12 protein-coding genes and 1 pseudogene are annotated in these 16,357 nt (G+C 40.8%); 12 read left to right on the top strand and 1 reads right to left on the bottom strand.

Going from position 1 to position 16,357, the window contains the following annotated elements:
• The first annotated feature begins 33 nt into the window (after positions 1-33).
• Complete coding sequence (gene corA / locus NLX73_RS20640) at positions 34-993, top strand: magnesium/cobalt transporter CorA (RefSeq protein WP_254327202.1); 960 nt, start codon at positions 34-36, stop codon at positions 991-993.
• A 6-nt stretch (positions 994-999) separates the two neighbouring features.
• Here the strand turns inward: corA and NLX73_RS20635 are convergent, their stop codons facing one another.
• Entirely contained in the window at positions 1,000-1,515 is a 516-nt protein-coding gene (locus NLX73_RS20635) for a tyrosine protein kinase (protein WP_254327201.1), read from the bottom strand.
• Between the two features lie 228 nt (positions 1,516-1,743).
• Here NLX73_RS20635 and NLX73_RS20630 point away from each other — a divergent pair, with 228 nt between their 5' ends.
• The 11 genes and pseudogenes from NLX73_RS20630 (at position 1,744) to NLX73_RS20580 (ending at position 16,257) form a co-directional block, all read left to right on the top strand.
• On the top strand, positions 1,744-2,034 hold the full coding sequence (locus NLX73_RS20630; protein WP_007428885.1) for a YerC/YecD family TrpR-related protein: 291 nt from the start codon (positions 1,744-1,746) through the stop codon (positions 2,032-2,034).
• A complete protein-coding gene (locus NLX73_RS20625) occupies positions 2,034-2,822 on the top strand; it encodes a sirohydrochlorin chelatase (protein WP_254327200.1) in 789 nt (262 codons plus the stop codon). The genes NLX73_RS20630 and NLX73_RS20625 overlap by 1 nt, the downstream gene beginning before the upstream one ends.
• Positions 2,823-2,995: 173 nt before the next feature.
• Positions 2,996-3,877, top strand: a complete 882-nt coding sequence (locus NLX73_RS20620) for a diacylglycerol kinase (RefSeq protein ID WP_013308843.1) — start codon at positions 2,996-2,998, stop codon at positions 3,875-3,877.
• A gap of 218 nt (positions 3,878-4,095) precedes the next feature.
• A complete protein-coding gene (gene rlmD / locus NLX73_RS20615; protein WP_254327199.1) occupies positions 4,096-5,844 on the top strand; it encodes a 23S rRNA (uracil(1939)-C(5))-methyltransferase RlmD in 1,749 nt (582 codons plus the stop codon).
• An 851-nt stretch (positions 5,845-6,695) separates the two neighbouring features.
• Positions 6,696-8,243: a type I restriction-modification system subunit M gene (locus tag NLX73_RS20610; RefSeq protein ID WP_254327198.1), complete on the top strand. Its 1,548-nt coding sequence runs from the start codon at positions 6,696-6,698 to the stop codon at positions 8,241-8,243.
• A complete protein-coding gene (locus NLX73_RS20605) occupies positions 8,240-9,481 on the top strand; it encodes a restriction endonuclease subunit S (protein WP_254327197.1) in 1,242 nt (413 codons plus the stop codon). The genes NLX73_RS20610 and NLX73_RS20605 overlap by 4 nt, the downstream gene beginning before the upstream one ends.
• Position 9,482: 1 nt before the next feature.
• The gene (locus tag NLX73_RS20600; protein ID WP_254327196.1) at positions 9,483-10,694 is read left to right on the top strand and encodes an AAA family ATPase; all 1,212 of its coding nucleotides are present in this window, start codon (positions 9,483-9,485) and stop codon (positions 10,692-10,694) included.
• Positions 10,691-13,789 carry a type I restriction endonuclease subunit R gene (locus NLX73_RS20595; protein WP_254327195.1) on the top strand — a complete coding sequence of 1,033 codons (3,099 nt, stop codon included), beginning with the start codon at positions 10,691-10,693 and terminating at the stop codon, positions 13,787-13,789. Before NLX73_RS20600 ends, NLX73_RS20595 begins: the two co-directional genes overlap by 4 nt.
• 14 nt (positions 13,790-13,803) lie before the next feature.
• Positions 13,804-14,283: pseudogene (locus NLX73_RS20590) on the top strand (N-6 DNA methylase); the annotation flags it as partial.
• Positions 14,284-14,643: 360 nt separating this feature from the next.
• The gene (locus NLX73_RS20585; protein ID WP_254327194.1) at positions 14,644-15,633 is read left to right on the top strand and encodes a tRNA dihydrouridine synthase; all 990 of its coding nucleotides are present in this window, start codon (positions 14,644-14,646) and stop codon (positions 15,631-15,633) included.
• Between the two features lie 54 nt (positions 15,634-15,687).
• Positions 15,688-16,257 carry an SF0329 family protein gene (locus NLX73_RS20580; RefSeq protein ID WP_254327193.1) on the top strand — a complete coding sequence of 190 codons (570 nt, stop codon included), beginning with the start codon at positions 15,688-15,690 and terminating at the stop codon, positions 16,255-16,257.
• Positions 16,258-16,357: the final 100 nt, after the last annotated feature.

Here is a 16,357-nt window from a genome sequence, read left to right as displayed (position 1 = left end):
AACAGACGGAAGTGTAAGCGAGGGGGACGTACGGTGATACGTACATTGACTATAGGTCATGATCATCAGGTAACAGTGGGAAAACCATTGGATCAGATCGTCATGGAGGATTACATATGGATGTGGGTAGATTTTAGCGAGCCTACAGATCGAGAGACGGAGCTGCTGACGAGTTATTTTCATTTTCACCCATTGGCTGTGGAGGATTGTATGCATGTTCTGCAACGTCCCAAATTGGATTATTACGAGGATGTGCAGTTTCTGGTCGTGCATGCGCTTGATGTAGATACGTTAGCTGCGGAAGAAGTGGATATGTTTATTAGCAGTCGTTTTTTGGTTACATATCACCATCATGAGTTAGAGGAGCTGGATCAAGCCTGGGAGCGGATTGTCCAGCATGCGAATGAACGTAAAATATGGTCGCGAGGGCCGTTGTCTGCAGCCTACACGGTGATGGACAAGCTGGTAGATAACTATTTTCCGAGCCTTTTTATGATTGAGGATGAATTGGCCGAGCTGGAGGGCTTGGGCGGTCGCGAATCCGTAGAGGAATTAATGAAGCAGGTGTTTGACCTGCGTGGCAGGCTGCTCAAGCTACGCCGTACCATCGTACCCATGCGTGATCTGATGTACCGAGTTTTGAATTCGCAGCATGTGCAGGGCCAAGGAGATCATATGGCTTATTTTACCGATATATATGATCATTTATTAAAGCTGACAGACATGCTGGAGGCCGACCGCGAGATGACAGCCGACCTGAGGGACAGTTATATATCGCTCAATTCCAATCGCATGAATTCAATTATGAAGACGCTGACCGTAATTACGACCGTCTTTATGCCCTTGACGCTGATTGCAGGAATTTATGGTATGAATTTTTCGAATATGCCCGAGTTGGACTGGAAATATGGATATTTTGGCGTACTGTTCTTCATGTTTTTGTTGAGTGTTGCAATGGTGGTCTGGTTTATGCGCCGAGGCTGGTTCAAATAGTATAATCTACTTTCTTTTGCGCTTGCGCGGACGTCTGCGCGGGGTAGTGGTGCTTTTGCGCTGCGTCTTTTTCCGGCGTGGGCGTGGTGGTGTGTATTCATCCAATTCCTCGGTGATATCTGTGGCAGAATTTTTGTTCGCGGATTTGCCGAATGCTGGGAGCGAGCCCATAATCAGCTTCGCCATTGGAGCAAATTGCTGCACACTAGACATAACCTTCTGCACCTTGCCGACCGTAGCAACAATTCCATCAATGCCACCCATACGGTCAATGAAGCCTTTGATTTCGTTGAGATTACCGAGGTTGCCAAGACCCCCAAGTAGTCCTCCTTTGGCTGGAACCGGGTCTGGTGTGACCACGGCAGAATCCGTAATACTCGCTGGCGCCTCGTAAGGAACCAGCCCGGAAGAACCGGCTTGCGGAACCTCGTTGTATGGATCGAGTCCGGGATAAGGAGATGAACTATACGGATCGGAAAGGGAACGCTGTAGCGGCCTCCGATGATAGTAGTGTCCAGGCATGAGATCACATTCCTTTGCAGGTTGATACTCTACTGTATGTTACAAACGCACAGTGGGTTTAGGCGCGTGTCCCGAAATCAGGTATAAAAGCGGATTTGGGCATTCGTACGGTACGTTTCTATGGTCATGTAATGTTGTTCTGTAATGCGTGAAACCGTTAATGCTTGAAAAACCGACTATTCCTCGGGTACAATGAGGAGAGATCGTAACCTTGGGAGATGATAATCCATGCAGCTTAAAAAGCTTAATGATAAAAGTATTGATCAATTGTTCGAAGCTATTTTAACTCTTAAAAATTTGGAAGAGTGCTATGTATTTTTTGATGATCTGTGCACGATTAATGAAATTCAATCCCTCTCCCAACGTCTAGAGGTTGCCCGTATGCTAGGCAAAGGCAGCACATATAATCAGATTGAAGCAGAGACGGGGGCCAGCACAGCTACCATTTCACGTGTTAAACGTTGTCTGAACTATGGTAATGACGGGTACAAAATGACTCTGGAACGTCTGGGACGCTAATGCGGAGCCCTGGGATACTGGTAATCAGCCATGGCTCTAGGGAGCCATATTGGGTGGAACAGGTGGATCAGGCAGTTGCGAAGCTTCATTTGTCGGAAGAAATGCCGATAGAGGTTTCATTTTTGGAAACGGTTAAAGGAAGATTGATTCAAAATGGTATTGACCGTTTGGAAGCTTTGGGTGTAACAGATATATTGGTTATACCTTTGTTTGTGTCATCAGGCAGTACGCATGTAGATGAGATTAGCTATGCGCTGGGTGTCAAAGATGCGCCGGAAAAAGAAACAGATTTGGAGCCGTTTCGACTGAAGGCGCAAGTGCATTTTGGCAGCCCGCTGGATGACGGAGAAGATGTTGCCCGCATGGTGTGGGACAAGGTTCGCCCGCTATCAGCCGACCCTGCGAGAGAGGTTATTTTACTCGTAGGTCACGGCAGTGTGCACAACGGCTTTTTTCAGCGCTGGGAGCAGGGGATTTCTTCGTTGGCCCGTACGGTGCAAAGCGTTAGCGGTATCATCACGGACCACGCTTTGCTAAATCCCGAGAGTGTGTACGACAAGGCAGCGTATTGGAATCAGGAGCGGGGTCATGATGTTATTGTGGCACCGCTATTTTTGAGTTCGGGATATTTTACAAGTCGTATGATTCCCAAACGCTTGCAGGGACTCGAATACCGTTATTCAGGAGACCCTTTATTACCGCATCCTTTGCTCACAAGCTGGATGGATAGACAAATTCGTGAATTATTGCAAAGTGTGCAGAAGCAAGCAAGGTCAAGTCATAGGTAGTCTGGTTCGGCTATAGCGTCATCTTAGCCTTAAATTTCCTTATTTGGGCAAAGTCTGGCTTCTTTTATTGTAAAAGAGGTCTTTTTCCAGTATGATGATATTTTGTACAGACTGAATGTGATGAACTGCTATGTGAATATAAATATCATTAAATATACGGGTGGCGTAACGGAATGAAAAGAGCTAGATTAATCTATAATCCGACCTCTGGGCGTGAGGAAATGAAGCGTCGTCTTGCGGATGTTTTGCAGCGCCTGGATGAAGGGGGTATTGAAGCCTCTTGCCATGCAACTACGGGTGAAGGGGACGCAACGCGTGCCGCAATAGAGGCCATTGAGCGTGGATATGACATGATTATCGCCGCTGGTGGCGACGGTACATTGTATGAGGTCATTAATGGGATGGCTGAAAGAGAAAACCGCCCGCCCCTAGGTGTGTTTCCTCTGGGGACGACGAATGATTTCGCCAGAGCACTGGGCATCCCCAAGCACTGGGAGGATTATTGCGACCTCGTTATTCGTCAAAATCCGAAGCCGCTGGATATCGGAAAAGCGAACGACCGCTACTTTATCAACATTGCAGGCGGGGGGACTTTAACCGAGCTTACGTATGAAGTTCCGAGCAAGCTAAAAACGATGATTGGCCAGTTGGCATATTATTTTAAAGGTATGGAGAAGATGGTCAGCCTTGCTCCACAGGAGCTGATCATCAAGGCATCGGGTCAGGAAGTGATTCACGACGAGTTTATGCTCTTCCTGATTGCGAATACGAATTCGGTGGGCGGGTTTGAAAAGCTTGCTCCTGGGGCGACAATAGATGATGGACTGCTCGACGTCATCGCTGTACGGAAATGCAATCTGGCGGAAATGATCCGATTGGTAACACTTGCGCTGCGTGGTGAGCATTTGCAGGACAAGAAGATTGTTTATTTCAAAACAGATTACATGGAAGTGACCTCACCCGGCTATGTCCAGCTTAATCTGGATGGCGAACTGGGGGGCACTTTGCCAGCGACTTTCCGGAATTTACCTCATCATTTGAATGTTTTCCGGTGAGAAATAAGTAGGGAATTCTTCTGTTTCCGGGCGAAACCGCAATATAGTATATGGAATGAAGAGTAGGTAGTTGTTTTTGTGAACATATTGGTTTTTGCCGTTCTCCGTGGGGAGTAACGGCATTTTCGAGTTGATATTTGTATGTTTAGATAACCGTTCAAATTAGACGTCCGAAAGAAAATATCGCATAAAAAGAAGATCAGAAAGAAGTGACAATCATGACGAATAACCGTAGCGGACGTGGAAAAAGCCGCCGGAATGCAGCAACAGCAACTCCTGTTCAAGGAAATCAGCACAAAAAGACTATGAAGGCGACAAGAGAGAGAGAACCAGAGCAGTCTCAAGTTAGAGCTGGAAATGGGCTGCTTCAAGCCGAAATCAAACATAAAAATGGAAATATGAATGAAGTGGCTCAGAAGAAAAGGGAAAATGGACGAGATACTCGCCGTTCTTCCAACGGTGGACGAAGTCAGGAAGCTTCCAATCGTAACCGGTCTAGTGTAGAGCGTAGCGATCTGCCTGTGCAAAAGAATGATGAGGCCGTGATTGACATCATCGGCATGAACCACGATGGTGAGGGCGTAGGACGTGTCGAGGGTTTTACGCTGTTCGTTCCAGGTGCGTTACCGGGTGAAAAGGTTCGAGTAAAGGTGCTGAAAACGAAAAAGCAGTATGGGTATGCCAAGCTGCTAGATATCGCGCAGGCTAGCCCTGACCGGATCGCAGCTCCGTGCGCCATCTACGATCAATGCGGTGGCTGCCAGATCCAGCATATGAGCTACGAAGCGCAACTTAGCTGGAAGCGGCAGCACGTGGTGGATGTGCTGGAGCGTATCGGGAAGCTGAGTGTGGCTACAGAGCCCAGTGAGCATACTGCACAGGTTTTGGCTGACTCTGCGGATGGAAATGCAGACCGCATGTCGCGTGTACAAGGTGTAGTCGTGCATCCTACACTCGGTATGAGTGAGCCGTGGCGGTACCGCAACAAGGCCCAGGTGCCGATTGGTGTCACCGAGGGCGGGCTTGTGGGCGGTTTCTACGCACGTGGTAGCCATCGAATTGTGGATATGAACACCTGTCTCATTCAGGACGAGCGCAACGACGAAGTTGTCGCACGTGTCAAAGAGATTGGCCGAATGCTGGGCATCAGCGCATATAATGAAGAAACTGGACGCGGGCTGTTGCGCCATGTCGTTGTGAAGACCGCTTTTCGCACAGGTGAAATGATGCTGGTCCTCGTCACGAATGGGCGAGATATTCCGCATGCAGATGCGTGGATCGGCAGTATCCGTGAGCATATCCCACACGTGGCAAGCATATGCCAGAATGTGAACACGAAGCGAACGAACGTTATTTTTGGCGACGAGACTCGTGTACTGTGGGGTCGTGACGTGATCTACGACTACATTGGAAACGTACAGTTTGCGATTTCCGCGCGATCCTTTTACCAGGTGAATCCCGTACAAACGGAAGTGCTGTATAGCAAAACCGTCGAATATGCTGGACTCACAGGCAAAGAAACGGTTATTGATGCGTATTGTGGCATCGGCACGATCTCTTTGTTCCTCGCTCAGCATGCGGACCAGGTGTACGGGGTGGAGATCGTCAAAGAAGCCATCGATGATGCACGAAGTAATGCGCTGTTGAACGAAATGCGCAATGTGAAATTTGAGGTAGGCGCGTCCGAGGACGTCATTCCTGCATGGAAAGAGCAAGGCATCACCGCCGACGTTATCGTCGTCGATCCGCCCCGTAAGGGCTGTGATCCACGCCTGCTCGACACCATTCTGGAGATGAGGCCAGAACGCGTGGTGTATGTATCCTGTAATCCAAGCACACTGGCGCGGGATTTAAGGATATTAGAGGATGGCGGGTATAGTACAGTGGAAGTGCAACCCGTAGATATGTTTCCGCATACGGTTCATGTGGAGGCTGTGGCTTTGTTGGAGCGGCGGGGGTTGGAGTAAGGGAATCGGTGAGTTGGGGACGGATTGGGGACGCGTATAATTTTGTATTCTTATTTTTTTCTTGGATTAGTATTTTGATAAGTAAAAATTGAACTTATGAGCAAGATTAGGGATTCGCATATATCTGGTAATTCTATAAGAGCTTTGCACTCGGCTGAATAAAAAAGAAAGTACAACCGGCTAGCCTTTAATACTGAAGACTTTTACGCTTAAACTCGTGCGTTGGCAGTTTTGCTCTAACTTACGCTTTTCATTAAAATGCCTTGCACTCAGGTAAAGTCATGAACCACTCGCTAAAGCATAAGGGGCTATTCGTTTTAATTTGCCGTGCATGCATGTTGGTTGTAAAACTTTATTTAGTCATCCAATGACGAATACTCGCGTCGGCGAAATAGGTTGTACTCCAAAATGCTGTGAAACGACTCGAATTACGCATTCAAATTTGTCGTCGCTAGTAGGATTTGTTCGTATTGCACCCTTATTCTTTGCAAGTCGTTCCATCCGCTCAAGAATTCAGGGCTATTGTCAATTCGAATTTCTAAGCGTTCTGCCTCGTATTCAGTAGGACGTAGCATCCCGCGTCCAAGGTTTTTTGGAGCATTTCGCAGATCCATGGCAGCTGTACACAACGGCTCTCATTAGCAGCCCACAATCGAACGGCCGAAGACATCTCGCTTCATTTGGTATAATAAATTCGAATGGAATTCTCTATTCTAATTAGGGAACCTAAGAGATAATAGATGTACAAGAAGAAAATATTAAGATAAGCGTCAAGAAAAGCAGAAAAAACAGAGCAAACTTGGACTTTCGGAGTTTCGCGAGTGCTCATTATAAAAATCGGAGGTATACAAATGTCAAGTGCAGTACAACGTGCAGGATTACAATCTCAAATCTGGAAAATAGCCAATGATGTTCGTGGATCTGTAGACGGATGGGATTTTAAGCAATATGTTTTGGGAACTCTTTTTTATCGTTTTATTAGTGAGAATTTTTCTAGTTATATTGAAGGTGGCGACGAAAGCATCAATTATGCAGAACTTGACGATAGTATTATAACTGAAGAAATTAAAGAGGATGCAATCAAAACAAAAGGTTATTTCATATATCCTAGTCAGCTGTTTGCTAATATTGCAAAAACTGCCAACACAAATGAAAGTTTGAATACAGATTTAGCTACTATATTTTCTTCTATAGAAAGTTCGGCAAACGGTTATCCTTCCGAATTAGATATTAAAGGATTATTTGCTGATTTCGATACGACAAGCAATAGATTAGGGAATACGGTGAAAGAGAAAAATAGTCGTCTGGCTGCTGTCATTAAAGGCGTTGAAGGGCTTAATTTTGGTAAATTTGAAGACAATCATATCGACCTTTTTGGAGATGCTTATGAGTATTTGATCTCTAATTATGCTGCCAATGCGGGTAAATCCGGAGGAGAGTTCTTTACACCGCAGTCTGTGTCTAAACTTATTGCGCAACTAGCGATACACAAGCAAGCAACTATTAATAAAATTTATGACCCGGCAGCTGGTTCTGGTTCACTATTATTACAAGCAAAAAAACAGTTTGATGCTCATATTATTGAAGATGGTTTTTATGGACAGGAGATTAACCATACAACTTATAACCTTGCACGTATGAATATGTTTTTACACAATATAAACTACGATAAGTTTAATATTGCTTTAGGAAATACGCTTTTAGATCCTCACTTTGGTGACGAAAAGCCTTTTGATGCCATTGTATCTAATCCACCTTATTCCGTAAATTGGATTGGTAGTGATGACCCTACGCTTATTAATGATGAAAGATTTGCTCCTGCAGGCGTATTAGCCCCAAAATCTAAAGCCGATTTTGCCTTTGTACTTCATACGCTTAGTTACCTTTCAAGTAAAGGTCGTGCTGCTATCGTTTGTTTTCCTGGTATTTTTTACCGTGGTGGTGCAGAGCAAAAAATTAGAAAGTATCTGATTGATAATAACTTTGTTGAAACGGTTATTTCATTAGCACCTAACCTTTTTTACGGGACTTCAATAGCGGTTAATATCTTGGTTCTTTCTAAGCATAAAACCGATAATAAAACTCAATTTATTGATGCAAGTGGAGTAGATTTCTATAAAAAAGAAACCAATAATAACATACTTACAGATGAACATATTGAGCAAATTATAAAATTGTTTGACAGTAAAGAAGATATTGACTATGTTGCAAAATCCGTTGATTATGATGCAATCGTTCAAAATGATTACAATCTATCTGTGAGCTCCTATGTGAAAGCAAGAGACACTAGGGAAGTCATTGATATAAATGAGCTGAATGCACAAATAAAAACGACTGTAGCAAAGATAGACCAACTACGTGCTGAAATTGATGACATTATTGAGGTGATCGAATCATGATTAAGCCGAATTTTATGGATAAATTGCTTGATGGGGTTGAGGTTGAGTGGAAGACGTTGGGGGAGGTGGCTGTCAAGATTTCATCAGGTGGAACCCCCCGCACGGGTGTTTCTGAATATTATAATGGTGAGATTCCTTGGCTACGTACTCAAGAAGTTGATTTTTGTGAAATTTGGGATACTGGGGTAAAAATTACGGATTATGGTTTGAAAAATTCCAGTGCAAAATTGATTCCCGCAAACTGTGTTATTATTGCAATGTATGGGGCAACAGTTGGCAAAGTAGGTATTAATAAGATTCCTTTGGCTACAAACCAGGCTTGTGCCAATATTCAACTTGATGATAAAGTCGCAGATTATCGCTATGTTTTTCATTATCTTACAAGCAAGTATGATCACATAAAATCACTTGGTTCTGGCTCACAAACGAACATTAATGCACAAATCGTTAAAAATTACCCAATCTCCATCCCACCCCTTAAAGTACAAGAGGAAATAGTCCGTATTTTGGACGGCTTCACAGAGCGTATAGCAGAGCTTACAGCAGAGCTTACAGCAGAGCTTACAGCTCGTAAAAAGCAATATATCTATTACCGTGATAAGTTGTTGACTTTTGAAGAGGGTGAAGTTGAGTGGAAGACATTGGGGGAAGTGTTAAAACCAAAAGGATATATTCGTGGGCCATTTGGTTCAGCGTTGAAAAAAGAATTTTTTGTTACAGAAGGAGTTCCTGTTTACGAGCAACAGCATGCGATATATGATAAACGAGATTTTAGATATTTTATTGATAATGATAGAGCAAAAAGTTTGAAAAGATTTACAGTCCAACCGAACGATATAATAATAAGTTGCTCAGGAACTATTGGTAAAATATCAATAATTAAACAACAAGATAAAATCGGTGTTATAAACCAAGCGTTATTAATACTTAGACTTGATTTATCAAAGGTTAGTATAAAGTATATAAAACACTATCTTGAATGCTTTACAAATCTAATAGTTAGTAGTACAGGTGGAGCTATTACTAATATAGAAAAAAGAGAAGTAATTGAGAAAATAAAAATCCCTGTTCCATCACTTTCCGAGCAACAACGCATTGTGTCTATTTTAGACAAATTCGATGCCTTGACATCATCAATTACTGAGGGTTTGCCTCATGAAATAGAGTTGCGTCAGAAACAATACGAATATTACCGTAATATGCTTCTTAGCTTTCCAAAAGAGGAGGTAGAGGAGTAATATGGGTGCTTCATTAACTGAAATTGCACAGCAATTAAAAGGTAATACTAAAAAAATTCAACTGATTTATGCTTTTAATGGAACGGGTAAAACAAGGCTTTCACGGGAATTCAAATTGTTATTTGCACCGAAAGTAGAGGGGGGGGCCGAGTTTGAGGAACTAGAGGCATTTGGTAAAAAATTCCTTTACTATAATGCCTTTACGGAAGATTTATTTTATTGGGATAATGATCTAGAAAATGATACTGAACCAAAACTGAAAATCTATCCGAATTCTTTTACAAAATGGATATTTGAAGAGCAAGGACAAGACAGGAATATTATTGAAAATTTTCAAAATTATGCAGACGAAAAATTAACTCCACGTTTTAATGAAGAATATATTATTACAGATAAGGATGGAAAAGATGTAACAGTAGGAGCTTTTACAGAAATAACTTTTTCATATGAGCGTGGTAATGAAGAGCATTCAAATAACATTAAAATTTCAAAAGGTGAAGAGAGTAACTTTGTATGGTGTGTTTTTTATTCTCTACTTAAACAAGTTATTGCTGTATTAAACGTAGCCGAACCAAGTGATAGAGAAACAAATCAGTTTGATCAGCTGGAGTATGTATTTATAGATGACCCTGTAAGTTCATTAGATGATAACCACTTGATTGAATTAGCAGTAAATTTAGCACAATTAATAAAACACAGTGAATCAGACCTTAAATTTATTATAACTACACATAATCCTCTTTTTTATAATGTACTCTGTAATGAATTTAACAATTCTAACAAAAAAACAGGTTACAACAACAATAAACACTTTAAAAAGCACAGGTTAGAAAAGAAAGAAGAGGGCACTTATGAACTAATATCTCAGCCTAATGATTCGCCGTTTTCTTATCATCTTTTTCTAATAAATGAAATCGATAAAGCTATTGAATCTAATCAAATATATAAATATCATTTTAACTTTCTTCGAAATGTTTTAGAGAAAATGTCCACTTTTTTAGGTTATTCTGATTGGGGAGATTTGTTATTACCTGTTGAAGGAAGTCGTACTGCATATGAAAAAAGGATTCTAAACTTATCCAGTCATTCAAAGCATTCAGGTGAAGAAATTGTTGAGCTAACAAATGATGACAAGAATGTTTTAAGGCATCTTATTAGTGAAATTAAAGAGATATATAGGTTTAAAAAATTAATTAAGGGGGGAAATGAATGAGCGATTTCAAACCCATTGTAGAATCAAACAACTTCATCGTTCTAGATAAATATACGAAGATCGATCAGCAAGGAGCTGATTATCAGACAGAAGCTGATTTGGAACGAGAACTGATTCAAGATTTGGACAATCAAGGTTATAAATATCTCCCAAACTTAAATACTCCTGAAAAAATGCTTGCTAATATCCAAGTGCAGCTACAAGAACTTAATAATGTACAATTTTCAGAAGCGGAATGGATAAGATTTTGCGAGCAGTTTTTAGATAAACCCAGCGACAACCATATCGATAAAACCCGTAAAATTCATAACGACTATATTTACGACTTTGTTTTCGATGACGGGCGTATCCAAAATATTCATTTAGTGGACAAAAAGAATATCACCAATAATAAAGTGCAGGTCATTTCCCAATTTGAACAAAAAGGAACACAAGCCAATAGATATGATGTAACTATTTTAGTCAATGGCTTGCCTTTGGTACAAATAGAGCTTAAAAAGCGCGGAATCGCTATACGTGAGGCTTTTAATCAGGTTCATCGATATAGTAAGGAGAGCTTTAATTCGGAAAACTCTCTGTTTAAATATTTACAGATTTTCGTAATTTCCAATGGGACGGATACCCGCTATTTTGCTAATACGACCAAACGCGGTAAAAACAGTTTTGATTTTACGATGAATTGGGCGAGATCCGATAATACCCTGATTAAAGATTTAAAAGATTTCACCGCTACCTTTTTTCAAAAAAATACTTTATTGAGTATACTGCTGAAATATTCTGTTTTTGATGTAAGCGATAATCTACTGATTATGCGTCCTTATCAAATTGCGGCTACAGAAAGAATTTTATGGAAAATTAAAAGTTCACACTTAGCCAAAAATTGGAGAACCACTGAAAGTGGCGGATATATTTGGCATACAACGGGTTCAGGGAAGACGCTTACAAGTTTTAAAGCAGCTCGTTTGGCTACTGAACTGGATTTTATAGATAAAGTATTTTTTGTTGTAGATCGCAAAGACCTGGATTTTCAGACGATCAAAGAGTATCAGCGTTTTTCTCCTGATAGTGTTAACGGTTCAGAAAATACCGCTGGATTGAAGCGTAACATTGAAAAAGAAGATAACAAAATCATTGTGACGACGATTCAAAAACTGAATAATCTAATTAAGAGCGAAACAGACTTACCTATATATCATAAGCAAGTGGTATTTATTTTTGACGAGGCTCACCGATCACAATTCGGTGAAGCTCAAAAAAATATCAATAAAAAATTTAAGAAGTTCTATCAATTTGGATTTACCGGCACGCCTATCTTTCCGCAAAACGCTTTGGGTTCTGGAACGACGGCTTCTGTCTTTGGTCGAGAGCTGCACTCTTATGTTATTACGGATGCCATTCGAGATGAGAAAGTTTTAAAGTTCAAAGTGGATTATAACGATGTACGTCCCATGTTCAAAACGATTGAACAAGAACAGGACGAGAAAAAACTATCGGCCGCAGAAAACAAACAAGCATTACTACATCCTGAACGGATTAAAGAAATTTCTCAATACATTCTTCATAATTTTAAAATAAAAACCCATCGTGTAAATCCGAATGGAAAAGGATTTAATGCGATGTTTGCTGTGAGTAGTGTTGCCGCAGCCAAACTCTACTATGAATCGTTAAATAAGTTGCAAAAGGAAAGCAGTAAACCTCTTAAGATTGCGACAATCTTCTCCTTTGCTGCAAATGAAGAACAAAATGCTATAGGTGAAATTGTAGATGAAACATTTGAACCTTCAGCAATGGATAGCAGTGCAAAAGAGTTTTTAAGTTCAGCGATTAAAGACTATAATGCTATGTTTAAAACCAATTACGGCGTTGAAAGTAAGGAATTTCAAAATTATTATCGTGACCTTGCTAAACGAGTAAAAGACAAAGAGATCGATTTATTGATTGTTGTAGGCATGTTTTTAACCGGGTTCGATGCTCCTACATTAAATACTTTATTTGTTGATAAAAATCTCAGGTATCATGGTTTGATGCAAGCCTTTTCGAGAACAAATCGTATCTATGATGCAACTAAAACCTTTGGAAATATCATTACGTTTAGAGATTTAGAACAAGCCACTATAGATGCTATTACTCTTTTCGGGGATACAAACACTAAAAATGTAGTGCTGGAAAAAAGCTACAAAGAGTATATGGAAGGGTTTACTGATATCGCAACGGGGGAAGCCCGGCGTGGTTATGTAGACGTAGTAAAAGAGCTGCAAGAACGTTTTCCTGATGTTGAAGATATTTCTACTGAAAAAGATAAAAAAGAGTTTGCCAAGCTTTTTGGTGAATATTTGCGTGTTGAAAATATTTTGCAGAATTATGATGAGTTTTCAAGTCTAAAAGCTTTACAAACAGTAGATCTCAATGACTCTGAGGCTTTGGAAAATTTTAAATCTACTCACTATATGGGTGATGAAGATATAGCTGCCATGCAAGAAATTAATGTACCAGAAGAAAGAACGATTCAAGATTATCGTTCATCCTATAATGATATTCGTGATTGGCTTCGTCGTGAGAAAAACGGAAAACAAAAAGACAATTCCTCTATTGATTGGGATGAGGTTGTCTTTGAAGTAGATCTTCTAAAATCACAAGAGATCAATTTAGATTATATTCTTGAACTTATTTTTGAAAATAACAAAAAAATAAAAGATAAAGAATCGTTGGTTGAAGAGGTACGTCGTTTAATTCGTTCGAGTGTAGGGAACCGTGCGAAAGAAAGTTTGATCATCGATTTTATTAATCAAACAGACTTGGATAATATTCAAGATAAAGCAAGTATTATTGATGCCTTCTTCTCATTTGCTCAAAAGGAGCAAAAACGTGAAGCAGAAGAATTGATTACTACTGAAAGCCTTAGTGAAGAGGCCGCAAAAAGATATATTTTAAATTCATTGAAAAAAGAATATGCTAGTGAAAATGGAACGGAGCTTAATGAAATTCTTCCTAAAATGAGTCCTCTTAATCCTCAGTATTTAACAAAAAAGCAGAGCGTTTTTCAGAAAATCTCTGCCTTTGTAGATAAGTTTAAAGGAGTAGGCGGAAAGATTTAATAAATCTAAAATAGCATGGTGTCTTGTTCCGTGGTGCAGCAGAAGGTGCGATTCACCAAACGATCATTGAGAAAAACTATCTTGATACCGTTATAGGCTTACCTGACAACTTGTTTTACGGCGTATCCATCCCAACTACGATTTTAGTATTCAAGAAAAATCGTAAAACAAAAGATATCTTGTTTATCGATGCAAGCAATGAATTTGAAAAAGGTAAAATTCAAAACAAACTTACTGATAAAAACATCAATAAGATTATCGAAACGTACCGAAATCGTGTAGATGTTGATAAATATGCTCGCGTGGCATCACTTGAAGAAATCAAAGAAAACGAGTTTAACTTAAATATTCCTCGCTACGTGGATACGTTTGAAGAAGAGCAAGTTATTGACCTTGATGAAGTAAATAAGCTACTAGAGCAAGATAAACAAGAAATCGCGGAACTTGAAGCCAAAATCAATGAACAGCTGAAAATGTTGGATATTCATGTGTAGAAATTGACGAAAAGGGTCAAGGATATTATTCCTCGGCTCTTTTTTTAAGCCATTCGCTTGGGAATGGCGTAGGCTGGGGGAAGTTATGCCGTGCAGTATTTCTATGAACTGCAGCGCAGTACGGTATAGAAGATGGCAAGAAGGGGCGACGCTCTTCCTTTTTTTGCGAGTCTTTTGGGGAGTATACTCCTCTATTGAGTATGATATACTCATTTAGATGTCTATGCTTAACATATACTGCCGTTTGAACTACGTTGCTTAAACATGTTATATGTGAAGAAGAAGCAAGGACATGAGCAGGTTAGCTTTACCATTTTGGGACCAAAGATTTGTCCTGGTATTTATAGAGGAGTTTTTGATATGACGAATAATTTTTGGCGTGATTTACCACGACCTTTTTTTATACTGGCACCGATGGAAGATGTGACGGATGTTGTGTTTCGCCATGTCGTAAGTGAAGCAGCCAGACCGGATGTGTTTTTTACGGAGTTTGCGAATACAGAGAGTTATTGTCACCCGGAGGGGAACAAAAGTGTACGCGGGCGTTTGACTTTTACAGAGGATGAACAGCCCATGGTGGCGCATATCTGGGGAGATAAGCCGGAATATTTCCGTGAAATGAGCATCGGTATGGCGAAAGAAGGCTTCAAAGGCATCGATATTAATATGGGTTGTCCTGTAGCGAATGTAGCCGAGAATGGGAAGGGAAGCGGCCTGATCTGCCGTCCCGAAATCGCTGCGGATATCATTCAGGCCGCCAAAGCCGGGGGACTGCCCGTCAGTGTAAAAACAAGGCTCGGTTTCACTGCCGTAGACGAATGGCGCGACTGGTTGACCCATATTTTGAAACAAGACATTGTGAATTTGTCCATTCATCTGCGGACAAGAGAGGAAATGAGCAAAGTAGACGCTCACTGGGAACTGATTCCGGAGATTAAGAAACTTCGTGATGAGGTGGCACCAGATACACTGCTGACCATTAACGGAGATATTCCGGACCGTCAGACCGGCTTGAAGCTCGCTGAGCAATATGGAGTGGATGGCATTATGATTGGGCGTGGTATTTTCCAGAATCCATTTGCGTTTGAGAAGGAGCCGAAGGAACACAGCAGTGAGGAATTGCTTGAACTGCTGCGGCTTCATCTAGATCTCCATGATCATTATTCAGCGCAGGAGCCACGTTCGTTCAGCCCTCTCGCCCGCTTCTTCAAAATATATGTCCGTGGATTCCGAGGGGCAAGTGAACTCAGAAACAGCTTAATGAACGCCAAATCAACAAGTGAAGTGCGTACATTGCTTGATGAGTTTGGAAGCAAGGATCATGATGAGGTAGAGGAACGTGGAAATTAAATTGCCAAGGTGGGGGACGGGCTGTTAGTAGGCATTGAAAACATAGGAGGATATATGTCTTGGAGTAAATTGAAGCAACAACTGGAGAGTTTCCTTTGTCCTGCGTTAGACGGAAGGGTCGAATACCGAGCGACCAGTTACCGTTATTTACCTGATAAATCTGGAATTTGTTATATAACTGTAGATAAGAAGAACATACTCAATATGAATGATATCACTAGTCCAATCAAATGGTATCAGACGGAGTTGGAAATCAAGAATGATCCCAATATCCAAATTCCTATCAGCAATGAAGAAATTGAAACGGTCAGAAAAGATACTAATGGGAATGTTCCGGAGGATCGTCTACAAGTAATTGCAAGAGGTAGAAAAATATCAGAACATGCAAAGGAGCTTTTGTCAGCACAGGCCTCATTAAGCAAGTCTAATTTTAATGTTGTAGCTAATAAGTTTTTAACTACTTCTATAGAGGACAGCTTAGAGAGTAATGATATCTTATTGAATATTCTAGCTTTAGTGGACAGACGAGTAGGAAAAAAGCGAATATTAAACATGACCGAGAAGATGAAGTTAAAGCATCCCATTGTGCAGTATTTTTATGAACTACGACGTAGTACATTATGAAAATAAATAACTTTCATTAATGGGGGCACGTCGTGTTAGGGTTGTCCTCACTGAACACTCGACACATGTGGAGTGCGTGATAGTCATATATCGAGATAAG

This window comes from Paenibacillus sp. CH40 (assembly GCF_024213605.1).
Lineage (GTDB): Bacteria > Bacillota > Bacilli > Paenibacillales > Paenibacillaceae > Paenibacillus > Paenibacillus polymyxa_B.
The sequence above is the reverse complement of the archived record's forward strand: the minus strand, read 5'-3'. Positions and strand labels throughout refer to the sequence as shown.

Coding starts and splice junctions, on each gene's coding strand:
- NLX73_RS20605 (WP_254327197.1), top strand. CDS start 8,240: ATGATTAAGCCGAATTTTATGGATAAATTGCTTGATGGGGTTGAGGTT.
- NLX73_RS20595 (WP_254327195.1), top strand. CDS start 10,691: ATGAGCGATTTCAAACCCATTGTAGAATCAAACAACTTCATCGTTCTA.
- NLX73_RS20630 (WP_007428885.1), top strand. CDS start 1,744: ATGCAGCTTAAAAAGCTTAATGATAAAAGTATTGATCAATTGTTCGAA.
- NLX73_RS20620 (WP_013308843.1), top strand. CDS start 2,996: ATGAAAAGAGCTAGATTAATCTATAATCCGACCTCTGGGCGTGAGGAA.
- NLX73_RS20610 (WP_254327198.1), top strand. CDS start 6,696: ATGTCAAGTGCAGTACAACGTGCAGGATTACAATCTCAAATCTGGAAA.
- NLX73_RS20600 (WP_254327196.1), top strand. CDS start 9,483: ATGGGTGCTTCATTAACTGAAATTGCACAGCAATTAAAAGGTAATACT.
- NLX73_RS20635 (WP_254327201.1), bottom strand. CDS start 1,515: ATGCCTGGACACTACTATCATCGGAGGCCGCTACAGCGTTCCCTTTCC.
- NLX73_RS20585 (WP_254327194.1), top strand. CDS start 14,644: ATGACGAATAATTTTTGGCGTGATTTACCACGACCTTTTTTTATACTG.
- NLX73_RS20625 (WP_254327200.1), top strand. CDS start 2,034: ATGCGGAGCCCTGGGATACTGGTAATCAGCCATGGCTCTAGGGAGCCA.
- NLX73_RS20580 (WP_254327193.1), top strand. CDS start 15,688: ATGTCTTGGAGTAAATTGAAGCAACAACTGGAGAGTTTCCTTTGTCCT.
- rlmD (WP_254327199.1), top strand. CDS start 4,096: ATGACGAATAACCGTAGCGGACGTGGAAAAAGCCGCCGGAATGCAGCA.